The organism is Rothia sp. P4278, assembly GCF_048512945.1.
In the GTDB taxonomy this organism is placed as follows: Bacteria; Actinomycetota; Actinomycetes; order Actinomycetales; family Micrococcaceae; genus Rothia.
This window is the reverse complement of the sequence record NZ_JBLXXU010000004.1, coordinates 1-17,191: the sequence shown is the minus strand read 5'-3', so window position 1 is coordinate 17,191 and position 17,191 is coordinate 1. Positions and strand designations below refer to the sequence as shown.

The window sequence follows — 17,191 nt, the reverse complement described above, 5'->3', positions numbered from 1 at the left end:
GGTGTGTGTCCTGCCTTCTCTCTCAAGCTAAGTCTGCCTGGGGGGTGGTTTAGCGGAAAAGGCTCTCGCCGATAAACCCGCCTTCGGAGCACCCGGCGGGCAGGGCAAAGACCGCAGACCCGATCGGAACGGTCCAGGTGTTGAGCATATCCAGTTCAGCCAGCCGTTGCTGAATGGGAAGGAACTGGGTCAGGGGGTTAGCCTGGTAAGAGCAGAAGATGAGGCCCGATGAGCTGACCCCGCCCTCTGCCTGGTGGTGCTCAGAGAAGCCTGAGGCGTTCTGGACTGGCTCGTCGTAGTTGTAGCCCCGGCGGAGTATCTGTTCCACCCGTTTTTGGGGCGCAGCCCTGCGAATGTGGGCGTAGGGCGCAATGACGGTGAAGCCCATGTCGTTAGTTGCCGACAGGTCAGCGGGGTCACGTTCCTGGGTGCCGGTTAGGGGCGCGCCGTTGGTGAGGTTGCGCCCGATAGCGTCCTCGCGGGCAGGACGATCCGCCTGGTCCCAGGTATCCAGGTTCATGTGAATACGTCGAATCACCAGGGAGGCCCCGCCCTCTTCCCAGGGGCTCAGTTCCTCGTGATTACCCCAGACAAAGGAGTCCATAGAGCCGTCCTGGGCGGATGGATTGATGGTGCCGTCCACCTGCCCAAAGAGGTTGCGCATGGTCTGGCCTTGGTTTTGGCTGCCGTAGGCGCGGCGGAAGCCCTCCTGAACCCAGCGTACCGACCCGAAAGTACGAATGTTCTTGAGCAGGACGCGCTGGGCATGGGCTAGGGTAAAACGGTCGTCACTGCACAGTTGGAGCAGTAAATCACCGTCCTTCCAGCGGTCTTGGAGCTGATCAATCTGCTCAAAAACGGGCAGGGGTTTGAGCCAGTCCGGTTTCTTTTCTGGGGCAACGATGTCAAAGATGCGTTCGCCAAAGCCGAAAGTGACCGTCAGGTTGGCAGGAACCAGAGCTAACTCTGGTTCCTGATCGGTCAGGGGTGCGGTCCCCCCGGTCAGGCGGGCCGCATCAGCGGTAAGAATCCGCAGTAAGCGGCGCACACCCTCGCGGTCTAGTCCGCTGTTGAGGTCAATAGCGATAAAAGAGGCGTAGCTGGGGGCTGGCGTGTCGATGCCAGCCTGTCGGGGCCCATAAAAGGGAACCTGTGCGCTCTGAAGCGGCGCTGTAGTTTCGGCCTGGTTCTCTGTCTGCTGGGCACCGGCGTACTGGCTGGCAAGGGTAGCGGCAACACCCGTTCCCGCGCCCAGGGCCCCGGTTAGAGCTAGTCGACGGTCGATGCCCCGGGGTTCTGGTGAGTCTTGGCTTGTCTTGTAGCTGGCGTCGTCCTGTGCCTTATCTGCGCCGCCCAGGGCCCGTTCTAAGTCCTCATTAAATGAGCTACTCATGGTGTTTTCCTTTGGTGGTACCTGCCCCGGTAACGCGGTGCGGAACCGGGGCAGGTCAGTAGCTAGCGTGAGCTAGCTAGGGTTGGGTTAGGCGCACTGTGGCAGGTTTGCTTCTGCGCTTGCGGTGCCGGAGGTGTCCATGGAGTGCATGGAGTGCATGGAGTGGTCGGTGGAGTCGCCCATGGTTTCAGCAGCAGGGCTTGTTGCCTGACCGGGAGCGTATTCTTCCTTAGCTCCACTGTAGTCACGGACCTCGGCGTCAAAGCTGTATTCACCAGCTGAGGTTTCCAGAGTGATGGTGTCACTTGCACCGGCAACCAGTGAGCACTTCATGCCCATGAGCATGATGTGGTCGCTACCGGGTGCCAGTTCCAGGGTTGCGCCGGGTTCAATGGTGAAGCCACCCTCTACTTTCTTCATGGTGCTGGTTCCGGTAGCAGAGTCGATGACGGTGGTGTGAAGCTCCACCATACCCGCAGCGCTGCTCCGGGCACCGGTGATAGTGATGGGCTGGTCGCCGGTATTGGTGATGCGGGCAAAGGCACCGGTCATATCGCTGGTATTGGCTTTGATCCAGCTTTCTTCTGCGACCAGGCCGGTTTGGCTGGTGGCGCTGGGAGCGGCACTGGCGGCAGATGAGCTTGCAGTAGCGGTGGCGCTACCGGTGGCAGCGGTCTGGTCTGATGAGCCGCAGGCGGTCAGAGCGAGCAGGGCGACAGCTGCCAGGGCAGCAGGGCGGTAAATCTTATGTGATGACATAGTGAAATCTTCTTTGTTTAAAAGTTGGTGGGTTTACTTGCGCTTAGTTTTAGCGAGTACGACGGTCAGGGCAGTACCAAGTGCGGCTGCCGCAACCACAGCAAGAACAATTTTCATGGGGGTCGAGAGCCCCTCTGTTGCTGAGGCTACAGGGTCAGATACAGCAGCGTTAGATGCCGCTGAGCTACTGGGATTGGTAGCAGTGACGGTTGACCCAGCATCTGTGCTTGCGCCCTGACCCACATCGTAGGTGAGGGTTCCCTGGATCGGGTGACCGTCGGATGAGACCACACGCCAGGCAACGGTGTAGGTCTCGTCCTCATCACCTGCTGTCAGGCCCTGGGTTACGCTTGTTCCCTTAACCTGAGGGTCACCCTGGGTAACGTCTTCCCCGGCTGCGTTGGTCACACGTACCTGGTTGGCACCGTCCATCTGCATGATGTTGCCGCTAAAGGTGAGTTCTAGCTGGCGGGGAGCTTGGGACAGGCTAGAGCCGTCCGCAGGGTTCGTGGAGATAAGCTCGTCATGGGCCGTCGCGGCGCTTATTCCCAGCAGGCTGGTGCCTGCCAAAGTGGCTACCGCTAAGAAAGCACGAGCTGTTGTTGAGGCTGTATGAGCCTTGGTCATTATTGTTCCTTGCTATCGCATCGATACATAAGTTGTTAGGGGTGCATAGCAAGGGCGGGCGGGCCGCGCGTCAGCCGGCAGGTGCCCAGGGTAGCGCCCCTTATTGAGCCTGGGCGCTGGAAACCGGGGATGTGGTGTTTGGCGGGCAAGAAGCCGCGCAGATGGAAAGGGGTGAAAAATCTCTGTGCCGCTTTGAGCAGAGCCCTGAGCAGGGAGTACATCTGCTCACCGTAGGCCAGCACAGCGTAGGTGGCTAGAGCCGCACAGAGGTGCCCAAACCACATGGCTAGGCTCTGAGGCTCGGCATGAAGGGCGCTGACCTGCAGTTGCGCGCCGTGGGTGTGGCTCGTGTGTACTTGACTGCCGGCCGTCAGGGTAACCGACTGGCTGTGGCTGTATAGCCCGTGGAGTAGGCCCTGTCCGGCTAGTACACCAGTAGCCAAACTGAACTGACTGAGTTTGACCCGTGTAGCCCCTAGCGTCAGGAGAGCAGCCAGGGAGGTAGCCAGAGCAAGAATCAGGGGGTTGGGCAGGTACCCGCCGGCAAGCAGGTGAGAGCTTGCGCCGAAGCCAGTGGCTGCGCAGGCAACGAACCAGGCGCGTATGAGCTGACGCTGGCGCATAGTTTCTCCCCTCCCTCGTGCTGTAGGTCAGAAGATTAAAGCTTTGGTCCCAATCTTCTGCGGTGGCCTACCCCGGAGAAAAATTTATCTGCGATCCTAGGAACGCCCGGGGTTACAGGCTTATTATCTCACAGGCTAGTGGTCTCAGGCCCCTCGGCTTGGTCCTGATTATAGTTTGAGAAAGCAAAAGGGCCACCCCGTACTCGGGGTGGCCCTTTTCAAAGTCTGCTCAAGAATTTACTTCTTGGAGGAGACTGCTGCCTTCAACTTTGAACCAGCGGTCAGCTTGACGCCGTGACCAGCAGGAATCTGAATGGTTTCGCCGGTCTGGGGGTTGCGACCGGTACGAGCTGCACGGTCAGTGCGCTCAATGGCCATCCAGCCGGGGATGGTGATTTTCTCGCCCTTAGCAACAGATGCTTCAAAGACCTGGAACAGTGCGTCAAGGACGCCGTTCACTGCAGCCTGGCTGGTGCCGGCCTTCTCTGCTACCTCTGCTACGAGTTCGCTACGGTTCTTAGCCATGGAATGCTCCTCCTGAGACTTTACAAAAAGTGAGTGGCTTGGGTTAGCCCTTTCACAAGGCTAACCGTATCAGCTACAGATTACCAGCTTGACTTGGTAACACCGGGTAGCTCGCCACGGTGTGCCATCTCGCGGAAGCGGACACGCGAAATGCCGAACTTCTGGAAGGTGCCACGGGGGCGGCCATCGATCTGGTCGCGGTTACGAAGACGAACGGGTGAAGCGTTGCGGGGTAGCTTCTGGAGACCCAGGCGGGCTGCTTCGCGCTCTTCGGGGGTTGCGTTTTCGTCAACCAGGGTCTTCTTCAGTTCCAGACGCTTTTCAGCGTAGCGTGCAACGATGACCTTGCGCTGCTCGTTGCGAGCAATCTTGGACTTCTTAGCCATTGTTTAGCGCTCCTCTCGGAAGTCAACGTGCTTACGGACAACGGGATCGTACTTCTTGAGAACCATACGATCGGGGTTGTTACGGCGGTTCTTACGGGTAACGTAAGTAAAGCCGGTGCCCGCAGTGGACTTAAGTTTGATGATAGGACGAACGTCCTTAGCCTTTGATGCCATGTTTAGATCTTCTCTCCGCGTGCAAGAATGTCAGCAACTACTGCGTCGATACCACGTGCGTCGATCACCTTGATGCCCTTTGCAGAGACGTTCAGGGTTACGTTGCGACGAAGTGAGGGTACGTAGTACTTCTTCTTCTGCACGTTCGGATCGAAACGACGCTTGTTGCGGCGATGCGAGTGCGAAATGCTGTGTCCAAAGCCGGGAACAGCTCCGGTCACCTGGCAGACAGCTGCCATAGTTTTCTCCTCCAAATGTTGACGAAATGACGGTACGCAGTTGGCGCTTACCAGCCGAAGCCGATAATCAGCAATGGGCGTCCCGTCACCTAATAGGTAGAGCACCGGGTTATTCTCCAAGGCTAGAGTGTTTGAGACTCATCTTCGGGTGAGAGGCCGAAGTGAATCCCCGCCGCGGGAAAAACGGTGAAGCTTAGGCGAACGAGAGGTGTTGCCACCACTACGAACAGCCTTAAAGTCTAGGTAATTACGGGAAACCACGCAAGCTCAGACCCCAATAAAAAGCTTGCGACAGCCGGTGCTGGGCTACCTGCTCCGGTCTTCGCAAGCTTAATCCTCGGGCCCAAATTTGCGCTTGAACCTTCCGTCAATTCTACCGTTTATTTAACTTTTCGCAAGTCATTTCAGGCTTTAATCGGCACTCTCAGGTTCTTTATGCGCGTTTTAAAACTCGCGCTCTCACAAGGGCAAGAAGCTAAATTACACGTGTGTAATCTTGAGTGTGACGTTAACTTCTTAACTCTTTTAATCCTTTAAAGGAGCTGTTAATCTACCTTCTACCCCTCTTCGGGGAGCGCATCAAAGCGGGTCCATTCGGGGTATTTGGGTGCGATGTTGTCGCCGGAACTTGTTCCGCGCAGACGGCGGCCGATCCAGGGCACCACAAATTCACGGGCCCACTTTGCATTCGCCAGCGCCTCCTGGGCGCGGGTCTGAGGCATTGATTCGGGTACGACGGGGTCACCAATACGGATGTTCTCGGCGCTCAGGGTTTCCAGTGCCCGGCGGGCAACCAGAGTATGGCCAGCAGGGTTCATATGGAGACGGTCCGGTGCCCAGTACCTCAGATCTCTCAGCTCGCGCATACGCCAGTAATCGACGATAGCCACGCCCCGGTCCTCTGCGACTTCACGCAAGAGCTCGTTGAAGAGCGCCACACGGGCCCGGTTGCCGCTCAAGAAGCCCTTGGGTCCGGGGTCAAAACCGGTCATGGTAAAGACCTCAATATTTTCGTCGCGCAGGGTTTTGAAGGCCGCATCATAATGTTGGATGAGGGCATCAACATCGAAGCCTGGGCGGAGTGAATCGTTGCCGCCCCCAATCAGGCTGACCAGGTTAGGTTTAAGCTCAAGGGCGGGTTCTAGCTGCTCTTCAATGATGGGCACGAGCAGGCGGCCCCTGATTGCCAGGTTAGCGTAGAGAGCCTGGGGGTCAGCCAGCATAAACTGTTCAGCCACCCGGTCGGTCCAGCCGCGTACACCGTTGGGGCGGTCGGGGGCATCGTCGCCTACGCCTTCGCTCAGAGAGTCGCCCAGTGCTACATAGCGGATACTTTCGTCGCGGCCAAGAATGGACATCATGGGTGTGCCTCTCAGGTGTAAATGCTCAGTACACCCGCCACTTTACTCCTTTTTGCAGAGATGCAAAGAACTCTTGCCCGTGATATCAGTCCCCTGGCTTTCTGCTATCCCCTGCCTCCATTGGCGCTCCAAGGATTTTACGAGTCTGAGAGCTCTCTGCTCTTGCCCATTTCCTTACCCTGTATCCAGTAGGCGTGCACGTACATAAAGTCTTTGGGTATTTTAGCTTCTTTGAGTAGGTAGCGACGGGTGGGTAACAAGACTTTTGCTTCGCAGACTAGGTGGGGGTACCAGCCTTTCCAGTCTGTGCTTTGAGCTTTCTCTAGCAAGGTTTCAGCGCTGGGTTGGATCCACTCAATCGTGATGTTCTGATGGTGGCGTAGCGGGATTTGGTGGTGGCTGGGTTGCCAGTCTAGCAACCAGACTTTGAGTGGGAAGCTGTCTGCCAGCTGGTCTGCCAGAGCATTGACGTAGGGTATGCCTGCTGCGTCTGCCACAAAGATGAAGCCTTCAGGCTTGTTTGGGGGGAGGGAGAAGGGGCTTGAGCCGTAGTAGGAGGCTTCAAAACGGTCACCGGCAACGGCAGTTTCTGCCCACCGGCTGGCTGGGCCGGCGGGTTGGTGTAGAAGAAAGAGGAGGGTGAATTCGCCGGCTTTGGGGTCGATGTCGATCATGGTGTAGCCACGCATGACTTCTTTGGCGGGGTGGTCTGGGTCTGGGAACCAGCAGCGCAGGTATTCCCCTTCAGCCGGGGTGTAGGTTCTGAGGAACTCTGGGGAGGATATTCGTAAGGCTTTCATGGTAGGGCTGTGCATCCAGGTTTTAGTGACGGTGCAGGGGAGGTCTTCTGCCCGTAGGAGTTTCAAAATTGCCCCGTTAATGCCCCTGCCCATTGCGCTGCCCCTTCCTTAGCCTGGCTTTAGATTGAGCTGGTCACAAGTCCAGTCTGTTCTCATTCTGTATTTCTTAGGCTACCCTAACTTAGCCGAGGAGTTTAGTAGATCAGGGCGCAGTTTCCGAGCGCGCGAGGAAAGAAAACTGCGACCGAATGGTCACCGGTTGATGGTTCTTGCGCCGGCCAGGACCACCAGGGTACCTACCACCAGGAGCGATTCAACTGGTTAGAGGGAGACGATATTTGCTCCCGCTACGCTTCGGATTTTGCCAGCGGCTCAGAGGTTACCGCTCTAAAGCCGGCTACTCGAGCTACCCCCCCCCATCAGAGCAAGTTTGAGGAGCGTCGCCCCCCATCCAGGGAGAGGCTAACACGTTGACGGCTACCGATGAGATAGTTTCCCGGCGAAAGTCAACAGGGCATAGGTTCCGGTGAGCAGAGGGATAAAAGTAATCCCGGTTACCACCGCTGGGGAAGCACACATTTTACTCCCAAGGATTTCAGGGTCGCCTAGTGCTTTTCCCATCCTCCTATAACGTCTGCTCAATCTAGCTCTGTACAAGGGAGCTAAGTGAAAGAGCGGGCTGGGGGCTATCTAGGAGGGTAGGGTTTCCTAGGCTAAGCTGAATCTATTAGACTACCTCCTCTACTCGAGAGATAAAGGCATGATTAGCAAAGATACCGGTACTGGCACCCCGATTATTTTCATCCATGGTTTTGGTGTTAATAGCCTTATCCTGCAAAGCCTTGAAGAAACAATTGATTTTTCAGGCTGGCGAAGAATATACATAGATTTACCATGGACCAGGCAGGGGCTAGACCTTTCTGTTAAGAGTTCTAATGAAATCCTGCATACCGTTGAACAAGAAGTTTTAGACTATTTGGACCAGGAGCCGTTTGCGCTTGTGGGCAATTCGTTTGGAGCAATGATTGCTAGAAGCATGGCTCACAGGCAGCGTGGCAGGGTCTTAGGGTTGGCGACGCTTGCCGGTGTATTTGAGCCCCAGGCGCAACGTAGGACAGTCCCCCAAAAATCAGTTGTCTTTGAGGATGCGGAGTTTATATCTGCGTTAGGTGAGCATAAGGGTGAGTTTACGGATATTTCAGTTATCCAGGACAAGCCAAACTATCAGCGGTTTTTAGAGTATGTGATACCAGGTCTTCTTGAAGCTGACGCAGGTATCATGGAACAGATTTCTGCTCAGTATGCGGTAACACCTGTGCCTGAAGAAGTTGCTTCTGAACCTTTTGGTGCTCCGGCTTTGCACTTGTTTGGTAGGCAGGATCATATTGTGGGGTACAGGGATGGCCTCACCTGGTTGGACCACTACTCACAAGGAACCTACCTTGTGCTTGATATGGCTGGCCATAATCTCCATTTGGAACAGCCACACCTGGTGAAAGCGGTCTTTGAGGACTGGCTACTACGTATGAAGCTGGAGAATCCAACAGCCAAGAACTTCTCTCAGTAATTATGAGGAAACAAAACTGCGACCGAATAGTCACCGGTTATTGGTGCACCGTTCGGTCGCAGTTTTCCAGATGTATCGGTTCCCTTAGAGGAAGAAGCTCCATAGTTGGCAAGTTGCGCAGATAAAGCCTTTGCCTATAACGCAAGTACTTCCATAGACTCATTGCCTACCATAAGCCTCTTCAGCTTTATTGCTCAGTGAGCAAATCAAAATCTGAGTTTTCAGCCAAAAGTTCTGGAGATACCTGGTAAGGGTTGTCGTCATCGCCGATGACCGCAATCAGTACAGTATCCTCGTTCTGAGCTAAGACACGAAAAACATTACCGGGCGTTAGCGTTAAACCACCTCCGCAAGAAACCTCGGCAGTAACCTTATACAGTCTTGCTGACAAGTCATTGGAACTAGCTTTTGGCATCTTTTTACGCTCCACCAACCCACCAATTTTGTATGCAAGTCCGAGTGACCCTAGTGCAATACCGGCCGCGGACTTCGGGCCGCCTACCTTTTTTACGAGAGTGGTGATTATTTGATATCCACCTAGGTTGCTCATAGCATTGCCCCGCCCTCCGTTGACTTTCTAAGTATGAGTCTGAGTTTTCTAATCTTACTGCGAAATCACTCGAACCACCTACAGCTTCATTCATTTATCATCTTTTGCCTTGAAAATCAAGGCATAACCAGTATGCATCCAAGAATAAAAAATAATTGATTTTTGCTGGGCTCTTCTGTTTCATTGAGAGCAGGGAAAGCTCCCTGACATACCTTCAATAGGTTGACAGCTTTAATTTCAGTCAAGACATGCCGATCCTACTATCGTGCTGCAGACACACGCCCGTCTTCGTAACAAAGAAGGCAAAATCACCACATCTGCATTTACTGCGGAGGTGCTAGGTCACATGATATGTATCATGAATATCGATTAGCTCATCCGAGTCGATTCTACGACTCCCCACTAAGCGAGGATATTATGCGTTTAGAATCTATGACCATCCAAAATTTCCGAGGTTACCAGGAAGAACAAAAGATTACCTTCAGCGACCTTACCACTTTTGTAGGAAAAAATGATGCAGGTAAGTCAACAGTGCTAGAAGCATTATCAATCTTCTTTGGCGATGGGACAGTGAAACCTGATCTAACTGACTTTAACGTGTTTACCAACTCAGATAACTTCGAGATTGGATGTACTTTCAGCGACCTTCCAGATGAAATTGTCATCGATTCTAATGCAAAAACAAATCTAGGTTCAGAATTTCTACTAGACAACAATGACATGTTAACGGTAAAAAAAGATGGACAAAAGGTTCTTCAAAGCCTAATGAAAAGGTTTTTATTGTTTGCGAGCATCCGTCAGCTACCGGTTTCGATAATTTACTTGAACAAAAAAATAGTAACCTCAAGTCTCTCCTCAAAAAATTCCTTAAACCAGAGGAAATCGAAGAAAAAGGAATCCACTTAAGCAATAACGTAGAGATGCGTCAAGCTATATGGGGGTCTTGTAAAGATTTGGGGCTTCAAACCACTGAAATCAGCGTTTCTTCAGAAGACTCCAAAAAGATTTGGGAAAACCTGTCTAAGCACCTACCTCACTTTGCACTTTTTCAGGCGGATCGCCCAAGCCAGGATTCCGATAGTGAAGTGCAAGATCCGATGAAGTTGGCTATTTCTACAGCTCTTGCCGAGCCAAAGATTCAAGATTTACTTCAGCAAGTCGAACAAGCTGTTGAGAAAAAGGCTACCGAACTAGCTGAACGTACTCATCAAGCATTGGAGCAACTGTCACCAGAAATTAGCGAAGGGTTAACCCCGCACTTTAAAACCCCCCCTAAATGGGCCAGCCAGTTTGGAATCTCTCTTGATTCTGATAATGGGATTTCCATTAACAAAAGAGGAAGCGGGGTTCGTAGGCTAGTTCTGGTGAGCTTCTTTAAGTCTGAAGCTGAACGTAGAATGCAGGAAGATACAAGAAACAACGTTATTTATGCGATAGAAGAACCGGAGACTGCACAGCATCCAAAGAACCAAAAAATCTTACTTGAATCTTTCAAGCAGATGTCTTCTCAGGAAAACTGTCAAGTTATCCTAACTACGCACAGCCCGTCAGTCGCCGCTAACCTCCCTGCTGAAAGCCTTCGGTTTATTAAAAAAATAGATGGTGTCCCCATCCACGTTACATCTCAAAATATGTTCGAGGAAATTGCAGATGAATTAGGAATTCTCCCTGACGATCGCGTGCGCGTCCTAATATGTGTTGAAGGCCCAAATGATGTGTTAGCTCTAAAATCCCTGAGTCATGCCCTCCACAAGGAAGATAGCTCTGTTATCGACTTATGTGAAAGCCCAAAGGTTGCATTTGTCCCACTAGGAGGAGGAACATTGGGGCAATGGGTATCACAACAATACCTTAAAGGTTTCAGGCGACCTGAGTTTCATATTTACGATAATGATGTCTCTAAATACCAGAAAACGGTGATAGAAGTCAATGCGCGAAAAAATCACGATAAAGCGTTTTTAACTTCTCGACGAGAGATGGAAAATTATTTGCACCCTGATGTTATCAAAGAAACTTTAGATGTAACTGTAAATTTTGGACCTACAGATGATGTACCTCAGCTAGTTGCTAATGCAATTGGTGCTATTCCTGATCGAAAGAGCATCAATTCTAGAAATGTTAAGAAAAAACTTGCAAACGATGCCTTCCCTAAAATGACAGCAGACCAGATAAAAGAAGTAGATCCTAACGGAGAAATTTTAGGGTGGATGAAATCAATAGAAGATCTAGCAAATAAGTTGTGAGTCATGTTGTCATAGATCCTATAGATCAAACAGAAAAGTTAGATTACATTTAAAGTCTGTTGCGACACTCTACGAAACCTCAGAAGCAACCAAATTTACTATTAGACGCCCCCACCGGATTCGAACCAAATGAGAGCCCGAATTCCGGGCGCGCGAGGAAATAAAACTGCGACCGAATGGGCACCGGTTAATGGTGTATCGTTCGGTCGCAGTCTTTATCTGTAATTTCAGAGCCCCCTACCGGATTCGAACCGGTGACCCCCTGTTTACAAGACAGGTGCTCTGGCCAGCTGAGCTAAGGAGGCAACGCTTTTCAAGTGTACCGGATATTGCCGCTGAGTGCATATTTGGTTCAGTGTGCGGTCAGCTACTCCACAACCCACCCGGTGCAGGTGCGGCGGGCAGCGTGCTGGCTGGGGCTGGCGTGAATTGCCCTGTGAGCGTCAGCGAACCGGGCAAGAGGGAGGCACGCCGCCGCTGTACCTGCTCTTGGGCACACTGATTTTATGCGTAGGTTTCTAGGTGCAGGTTCTGGCAGGTCAGTCGTTCGGTCAGTAGCTGGGTAAGTTCTTGGTCGTGGGTGGCTACCACAGCGCTCCCTCCGGCGGCACAGTGGGCTTGTACCAGTTCAACGGCCTGTACCAGCCCTGGTGCGTCGAGTCCGGCGGTGGGTTCGTCCAGGAGCAGGCAGGAGGGGTTGTTGGCGAGGGCTTCTGCCAGCGCAAGTAGGTGTTGCTGGGCGGGGAGTAGGTCGAGTGGGTGGGTGTCCTCATGGCCTTTACCGAGTATGGTTTCGCGCAGGAGCGTACGTTCTGCGTCGCTCGTGCCTTCTCCCCCGCTGAGTCGCATATCTGCTGCTACAGTGCTGGCGAGGAAATGGTGGGCCGGGGTTTGGGCTACCAGCTGGGCGAGGGCAAGGCGTTGCGGGCCGGGCAGACCGGAGGGGGTTTGCCCGCCTACGGTGAGGGTGCCGTTAGCCGGTGGGGTGAGCCCTGCGATGGTGCGGAGCAGACTGCTTTTGCCTGCGCCGTTAGGGCCGGTGAGTATCAGGCAGTTCCCGGGGGCCAGCTCAAAGCTGATACCGGCGTTGACGATCGGTGCGGTGGCGGTTCTGCCCCAGCGTTTGCGGGGTGTGTAGGCGGTCAGTGCCAGGTCGCGGGCCGCAACGGTGCAAGAAGTGCGCGGAGCGAGCATTAGCGCGGCATCTCCCGCCTTACCCGATGCGGTGCTCTCTCCCGCTATGTCCAGGTTCAAGGTTCTTCCAGCAAAGGCGAGTTCATCGTCCTGAGGCCGGGCCGATGCCCAGACCAGCGGCCCACGGCACTCAGCCAGCAGGCCCAGCAGGCGGGTGCGGGCGGTGTTATCCAGCCCGAGGAAGGGCTCATCAAGGCCCAGCACCCGATTCCCATCGGACTGTGCGAGGGGCAAGGTAGCTGGCCAGGGCGACGAGTTGGGTTTGCCCGCCGGAAAGTTCTAGCGGGTTGGCTTCCAGCAGGTGGGCAATACCTAGCCGGTCGGCGATGTCTTGGACCTCTGCCCGGAGTTGGGTGCGGCTGGTGGCTGTGGTTTCCAGCCCCAGGGCTATTTCTTGGGCGACGGTGGGCGCCAGCCCGGTCATGAGGGCGTGGGGATTGATGGGCATAAGGAGCCCGCCGTGTGCCTCTATGAGTTCGTGCAGGTAAGCTGTTTTGCCGCTACCGCGCCCGCCGGTAATGAGGAGGCGTTCACCGGGGGCCAGGGTCTCAGCCAAATAGTCGGTACGGTTCACGGGAGTACCCCCAGGTAGGAGCAGATAATAAGGACTACAGCCAGCGGAAGCGCACTCAATCGAACCAGTCTTTGCCAGGCGCTATCGGGGTAGCCCTGCCACAGGGTGCGCGGCCCGGGGGCCAGTAGGTTGCGGTCTGTCAGGGTGCGCCCCCCCGTGTCTCGTAGTCCAACAGGAGCAGGGTGAAGAGTGCGGTGGCAGTTCGTACCCCCAGGAGGGCGCCGTGGATTCGCCCGGGTTTATCCATGCCACGGGCGCGGGCGGCCTGGCGGATCAGCCCGGAGTAGTGCACCAGCTGGGCCGGTGCGTTGAGAGATGCCACCAGCAGGTAGACCAGACGGGGCGGGAACCGCCAGGTGTGCAGGGCCGCCCGTAGCCCCTGGGAGCCGGTAGGCAGAATGAGCAGAGAGCAGGCCGTCCCGAAGCCCAGTATTTGCAGGGCCAGCCGTAGCCCATAGCGGGCGCCTTCTGCGGTGAGGTTGAAGACCATAAAGCCGGTGGGTGCCCAACTGGCCCAGACAGTCTGGCCGCCGTGACTGATGAGCTGAATGATGAATGCGATAGTTGCCACCGGCAGAAGTCCGACCAGCGCCAGACACAACCAGGATCGCAGGCTCCCACCCACAAGGTGCAGGCCTACCAGGAGCACCAGGAGCCCCACCTACCAGTGGAGCGGCAGGGGAGCTAGGGCAAGGAGTAGGCCTGCGGTACCCAGCATCACCCAGGTCTGCGGGTTGAGCCGGTTAGTGGGTGTTGGTGTCATGCACCCAGAGCGATACGCACGCGGTTGGGTAGGCCGCGAACGATGATCCAGACCAGCAGGAAGGCCACGGTCTTATCAAGCGGGTCAGACAGCAGAGATTGCAGGGTGGTTGCCCCCAGCAGGGACTGCCCGGCGGCTTGCAGGGCGGCAACAACGGAGCCGGTGCCAACGCCCTGGCCACCGCCAAAGACGAAAGCGGCAATGGGCGCGCCCAGGAACCCGGCGATAAGGCCGGTTCCCAGGCCTGCCAGGAGGGCGGTCCAGAGTTTGCTCATCAGGCCCGCACGGCGGGAGCACCCGGCCAAGAAGCCGATAGCGGCGGCACCTGCGGCGAAGGGAATTGTGGTGGGGTTAATGGTCAGGCCCCAGGCCAGGTTGGTGACGGCACCGGTCATGGCACCGGCGGCGGGGCCAGCCAGTACGCCGATGAGGACGGTGGCTACTGAGTCTAGGTAGAGCGGGATTCCGGAGAAGCCGATAAGCTGGCCCACGATGATTTTGAAGGCCGCCGCAAAGGGAATAAGAGCTAGGGTGCTGATAGCAAGCCGGGGAGAGGTTGGCGGCCAGGAGCAGAACAACGCTGAGGGGGGTAAGCCCAGGGTCAGGGGCAGGGAGAGCGCAGCTTGGGTATCGGCACTGCCGTCAAGGTAGCCGCTGTAGTTGGTGGGGCCACCCGCGGTGAGTACCGCCCAAGCGTAGGTGCCTGCAATGACTAAGGCGGGGCGGATGTTAAACACTTTCTGAACCGGGGTGAGCGGTTCGGGTGCGTGAGCTGAAGTTTTACCGAAGAACCCGCCGGTGCGCGAGTTCCTCTGCCCAGAGGTGCTTGCCGGGACTGTAGGTGGGGTGGGAGCCTTTCCCTTCCCTTTCTATAGAATAAACATTCGTTTTATGTGTGTGCTTGGGGTCTGTATAAGTTGCGCTCGGGTAGATATTGCCTGCCCACGGCATGCAGAATGACTCATTGGCGGGCGTAGGCTGAACGTACGACCTCTATGAAGTGTTCAAAGAACTCTTGGGTATGCGCCGCTGTGAGCGCCTGAGCGTTGGTGGGTCTATCCCAGAGGCCTAGCCAGTCCGCTACGACTTGGCCCCATGTCAGGGTTCCTGCCAGTCAACGTCTAGGATGACGGGTTGGTCCTCCCCCAGGGTGAGGGCGAGGTGCCTGGCCTATGCCAAAGCACGGTTAACAGCCAGCGCTGTCACGAAGGGGGCATGCACATGGGCTATGAAGCCCAGTTTGTCCCATTCATGGAACTCAATGTAGAACTGCAGGGCATCATCAAGCATGTCTAAGAGCTCTCCCCCGCCGGCCAGGAGCCACTGGCGGAGTTCCGGTGTCATGACGCTTTCTTCGGTGGAGTCTAGGGGGCAGAGGAGCAGCTGATAGTCCGGCACACTTTGCCCGGGGTTCTGTCGGTCGGGGCTGTAGGCCGCCAGTACGCGGTGGAGTGCTTTCGGGTCAGAGTGTACGTTCCACTCGGTGGTGGGCATGGTGTTGCCCCGGTGGTTCAGAGCACCACCCATGATGGTGAGGCTAGCGAGCCGGTGCACCAGGTCCGGGTCTTGTTCCAGGGCAAGGGCGAGGTTGGTACTGGGTCCCAGCACAAGGCCGTGGAGCTCCCCCGGGAAGGCTCGTGACGTCTCAATCCAGAGTTCAGCCCTTTCGCCGTACTTGCGCCCGGTAGGCTCTTCCGGCCCAGGTAGCTGACCGTAGCCGGTTCCCAGAGGGCCGTGGGTTTCTTCGGTGGTGGTGAGGTCCTAGGCCAGCGGGTTTTTGGCTCCCAGCGCCCAGGATGTTCCTGGAGCAGCCCCCCAGTAGCTCTAGGAGCCCCCGAAATATTTCTACCAACCTGCTCGGTGCTGACGTTCCCACCACTAGCCACCAGCGCTTCAACACGAGCCTCGGGATGTGAGAATACGTAGGTGAGCGCTAAAGAATCATCTATTCCAGGGGTCGGAGTGAATCAGCAGATGAAGGGGGCATGGCTCTGTCTGTTACTTTCTGAGGGCAAAACAAAAGGGGTAGCTACCGTCTACCGTTCTCAGAGAACAGTAGACGGTAGCTACCCCTGCAAGTTATCTCTAGTTTAGTCCATGGTAGAGTCCGTTGCCACACAACCCTCAAAGGTATCGCCGGCTATCGGTATTACCCCCTGGGGTAACTAACTATTCGCTGATCTTCTTATCGGTGATTTTCTGGTTGATCCACTGGGAGAAGTCAGCGCTGGTAGCGTTGTAGAGGTCTCCGTCTGCGAAGATCGTGGGGGTTCCGCTAATACCGTTGCTTGCAGATTCTAGGGTGACAGTGTTGATGAAAGGGCGCCAGGTGTTGTTGGCGACATCGTCCTTAACATCTGCCCCGTACTTGGAGGCAATATCAACCAGTTCTTCGTTGGAGAGGCCACCTGTGCCCTGGTGGGAGAAGATTTCGCGTTGGAAGTCTAGGTACTTGTCGGCCGAAACCTGGTTAGCTACCGAGTAGGCTGCGTTATTGGCTCGTGAGGAGTAGTAGGTGGGGCTGTGGGCATCCAAGAAGGTCAGGTTACGGATTTCTAGGGTAATCTTGCCACTATCTACTAGCTGCTGAATTTCGTCACCGTAGGTGCTCTCAAAGTCTGCACAGTGGACGCAGTCAAAGTCCTGGAAAATGGTTAGTCGGACGGGTTGCCCATTGTCTTTTGCTTGATCTGGCAGGGCCACACCCAGGGGCATAGCTGTCTCTTTACCATCAATACTGGTGTAGGTCGCCTCCGACTTGCCGAGGTCCTGACTGTCCCGACTTTCCTCAGCGCTTGTACCTTGGACGATTCCGTCTTTGGTAAGCACAATGCCACCGTACTGGTTTGCAGAGGTGGGGACAGGCCCTGCTTCAGGAATTTTGTTACGGTTGCCGTTGATTACAACAACTGCAACGATAGCGATGATAAGGGCAATAACACCGAGGACGGTGAACTGGATCCAGCGAGTGGATGACTTAGCAGATTTCTTAGCCTGTTGGGCTGCCAGCTGGCGGGCCTTCTCACGGGCATCTGCTGCAGAGCTTGTCTTGGACACAGCTATGCTCGCTTTCTGTATAGGTTTCTGATGTTTTAAGCCTACCTTGCTTTGGAGCCGATAGTCCCCTAACTTCCGCCCTAGGCTACTTTCCTATGAAAATATTGGGGTTAGTATCAGCCGGTTGTGAGCTGGAAGGTTTAGCTAGCTGTTCGGACAGCTGAGAACAGCCGTCCTTCTTAGAGACAAGCTGTACCAAGGTCAGGGCGGTGACAGCCTGTGGAAGGCCATTGCGTGTGGTTCTTGCCAGCCTGAGCTTCTGAGTGGCACTCGGCATGGTAGGGCAAGCCTTCAATAAGCTCACAGCATGTAACTCTTTAAAGCAAAAAAAGGGGGGGTCAGGTCACCAAACCCCA

General features: G+C 55.1%; 19 protein-coding genes, 1 tRNA gene and 1 pseudogene. 3 read left to right on the top strand and 18 right to left on the bottom strand.

The features are described 5' to 3' along the window. Window positions 1-49: 49 nt before the first annotated feature. The 10 genes from ACN085_RS08250 to ACN085_RS08205 form a co-directional block, all read right to left on the bottom strand. Window positions 50-1,393 (bottom strand): Dyp-type peroxidase, encoded by a 1,344-nt coding sequence (locus tag ACN085_RS08250; protein WP_419111215.1) that lies wholly within the window; start codon window positions 1,391-1,393, stop codon window positions 50-52. Between the two features lie 87 nt (window positions 1,394-1,480). Next, a complete protein-coding gene (locus tag ACN085_RS08245) occupies window positions 1,481-2,152 on the bottom strand; it encodes a copper chaperone PCu(A)C (protein ID WP_419111214.1) in 672 nt (223 codons plus the stop codon). 33 nt (window positions 2,153-2,185) lie between these two features. Further along, entirely contained in the window at window positions 2,186-2,779 is a 594-nt protein-coding gene (locus ACN085_RS08240) for a copper resistance CopC family protein (protein WP_419111213.1), read from the bottom strand. A 35-nt stretch (window positions 2,780-2,814) separates the two neighbouring features. Then, window positions 2,815-3,402 carry a hypothetical protein gene (locus ACN085_RS08235; protein WP_419111212.1) on the bottom strand — a complete coding sequence of 196 codons (588 nt, stop codon included), beginning with the start codon at window positions 3,400-3,402 and terminating at the stop codon, window positions 2,815-2,817. A gap of 237 nt (window positions 3,403-3,639) precedes the next feature. Further along, entirely contained in the window at window positions 3,640-3,927 is a 288-nt protein-coding gene (locus tag ACN085_RS08230; protein ID WP_419099989.1) for an HU family DNA-binding protein, read from the bottom strand. A gap of 80 nt (window positions 3,928-4,007) precedes the next feature. Continuing rightward, window positions 4,008-4,313, bottom strand: a complete 306-nt coding sequence (rpsN, locus tag ACN085_RS08225) for a 30S ribosomal protein S14 (protein ID WP_419099990.1) — start codon at window positions 4,311-4,313, stop codon at window positions 4,008-4,010. 3 nt (window positions 4,314-4,316) lie between these two features. Then, complete coding sequence (rpmG, locus tag ACN085_RS08220; protein WP_185173514.1) at window positions 4,317-4,487, bottom strand: 50S ribosomal protein L33; 171 nt, start codon at window positions 4,485-4,487, stop codon at window positions 4,317-4,319. 2 nt (window positions 4,488-4,489) lie between these two features. Then, complete coding sequence (gene rpmB, locus ACN085_RS08215) at window positions 4,490-4,726, bottom strand: 50S ribosomal protein L28 (protein WP_083090534.1); 237 nt, start codon at window positions 4,724-4,726, stop codon at window positions 4,490-4,492. A gap of 557 nt (window positions 4,727-5,283) precedes the next feature. Then, window positions 5,284-6,087: an SGNH/GDSL hydrolase family protein gene (locus ACN085_RS08210; protein WP_419111211.1), complete on the bottom strand. Its 804-nt coding sequence runs from the start codon at window positions 6,085-6,087 to the stop codon at window positions 5,284-5,286. A gap of 137 nt (window positions 6,088-6,224) precedes the next feature. Further along, the gene (locus tag ACN085_RS08205; protein ID WP_419111210.1) at window positions 6,225-6,980 is read right to left on the bottom strand and encodes a siderophore-interacting protein; all 756 of its coding nucleotides are present in this window, start codon (window positions 6,978-6,980) and stop codon (window positions 6,225-6,227) included. A 667-nt stretch (window positions 6,981-7,647) separates the two neighbouring features. On the opposite strand from ACN085_RS08205, the gene ACN085_RS08200 reads away from it, so the two are divergent. Further along, window positions 7,648-8,454 (top strand): alpha/beta fold hydrolase, encoded by an 807-nt coding sequence (locus ACN085_RS08200; RefSeq protein ID WP_419111209.1) that lies wholly within the window; start codon window positions 7,648-7,650, stop codon window positions 8,452-8,454. Between the two features lie 187 nt (window positions 8,455-8,641). Here the strand turns inward: ACN085_RS08200 and ACN085_RS08195 are convergent, their stop codons facing one another. Further along, on the bottom strand, window positions 8,642-9,004 hold the full coding sequence (locus ACN085_RS08195) for a hypothetical protein (RefSeq protein ID WP_419111208.1): 363 nt from the start codon (window positions 9,002-9,004) through the stop codon (window positions 8,642-8,644). Window positions 9,005-9,421: 417 nt separating this feature from the next. Here ACN085_RS08195 and ACN085_RS08190 point away from each other — a divergent pair, with 417 nt between their 5' ends. After that, window positions 9,422-9,910: an AAA family ATPase gene (locus tag ACN085_RS08190; RefSeq protein WP_419111207.1), complete on the top strand. Its 489-nt coding sequence runs from the start codon at window positions 9,422-9,424 to the stop codon at window positions 9,908-9,910. A 14-nt stretch (window positions 9,911-9,924) separates the two neighbouring features. After that, window positions 9,925-11,247, top strand: a complete 1,323-nt coding sequence (locus tag ACN085_RS08185; protein ID WP_419111206.1) for an ATP-binding protein — start codon at window positions 9,925-9,927, stop codon at window positions 11,245-11,247. Between the two features lie 231 nt (window positions 11,248-11,478). On the opposite strand, the gene ACN085_RS08180 is transcribed toward ACN085_RS08185, so the two are convergent. From ACN085_RS08180 to ACN085_RS08150, 7 genes and pseudogenes are all read right to left on the bottom strand, one after another. Then, window positions 11,479-11,552, bottom strand: a tRNA-Thr gene (locus ACN085_RS08180). Between the two features lie 199 nt (window positions 11,553-11,751). Next, a complete protein-coding gene (locus ACN085_RS08175) occupies window positions 11,752-12,645 on the bottom strand; it encodes an ATP-binding cassette domain-containing protein (RefSeq protein WP_419111205.1) in 894 nt (297 codons plus the stop codon). Then, window positions 12,632-13,015 carry an ATP-binding cassette domain-containing protein gene (locus tag ACN085_RS08170; protein WP_419111204.1) on the bottom strand — a complete coding sequence of 128 codons (384 nt, stop codon included), beginning with the start codon at window positions 13,013-13,015 and terminating at the stop codon, window positions 12,632-12,634. The genes ACN085_RS08175 and ACN085_RS08170 overlap by 14 nt, the downstream gene beginning before the upstream one ends. Before the next feature lie 139 nt (window positions 13,016-13,154). Then, entirely contained in the window at window positions 13,155-13,664 is a 510-nt protein-coding gene (locus ACN085_RS08165; RefSeq protein ID WP_419111203.1) for a CbiQ family ECF transporter T component, read from the bottom strand. A 110-nt stretch (window positions 13,665-13,774) separates the two neighbouring features. Further along, window positions 13,775-14,515 carry an ECF transporter S component gene (locus ACN085_RS08160; protein ID WP_419111202.1) on the bottom strand — a complete coding sequence of 247 codons (741 nt, stop codon included), beginning with the start codon at window positions 14,513-14,515 and terminating at the stop codon, window positions 13,775-13,777. A 433-nt stretch (window positions 14,516-14,948) separates the two neighbouring features. Next, window positions 14,949-15,521, bottom strand: a pseudogene (locus ACN085_RS08155) (nucleoside hydrolase); the annotation flags it as partial. Between the two features lie 426 nt (window positions 15,522-15,947). After that, on the bottom strand, window positions 15,948-16,835 hold the full coding sequence (locus ACN085_RS08150; RefSeq protein WP_419111201.1) for a DsbA family protein: 888 nt from the start codon (window positions 16,833-16,835) through the stop codon (window positions 15,948-15,950). Between the last annotated feature and the right edge of the window lie 356 nt (window positions 16,836-17,191).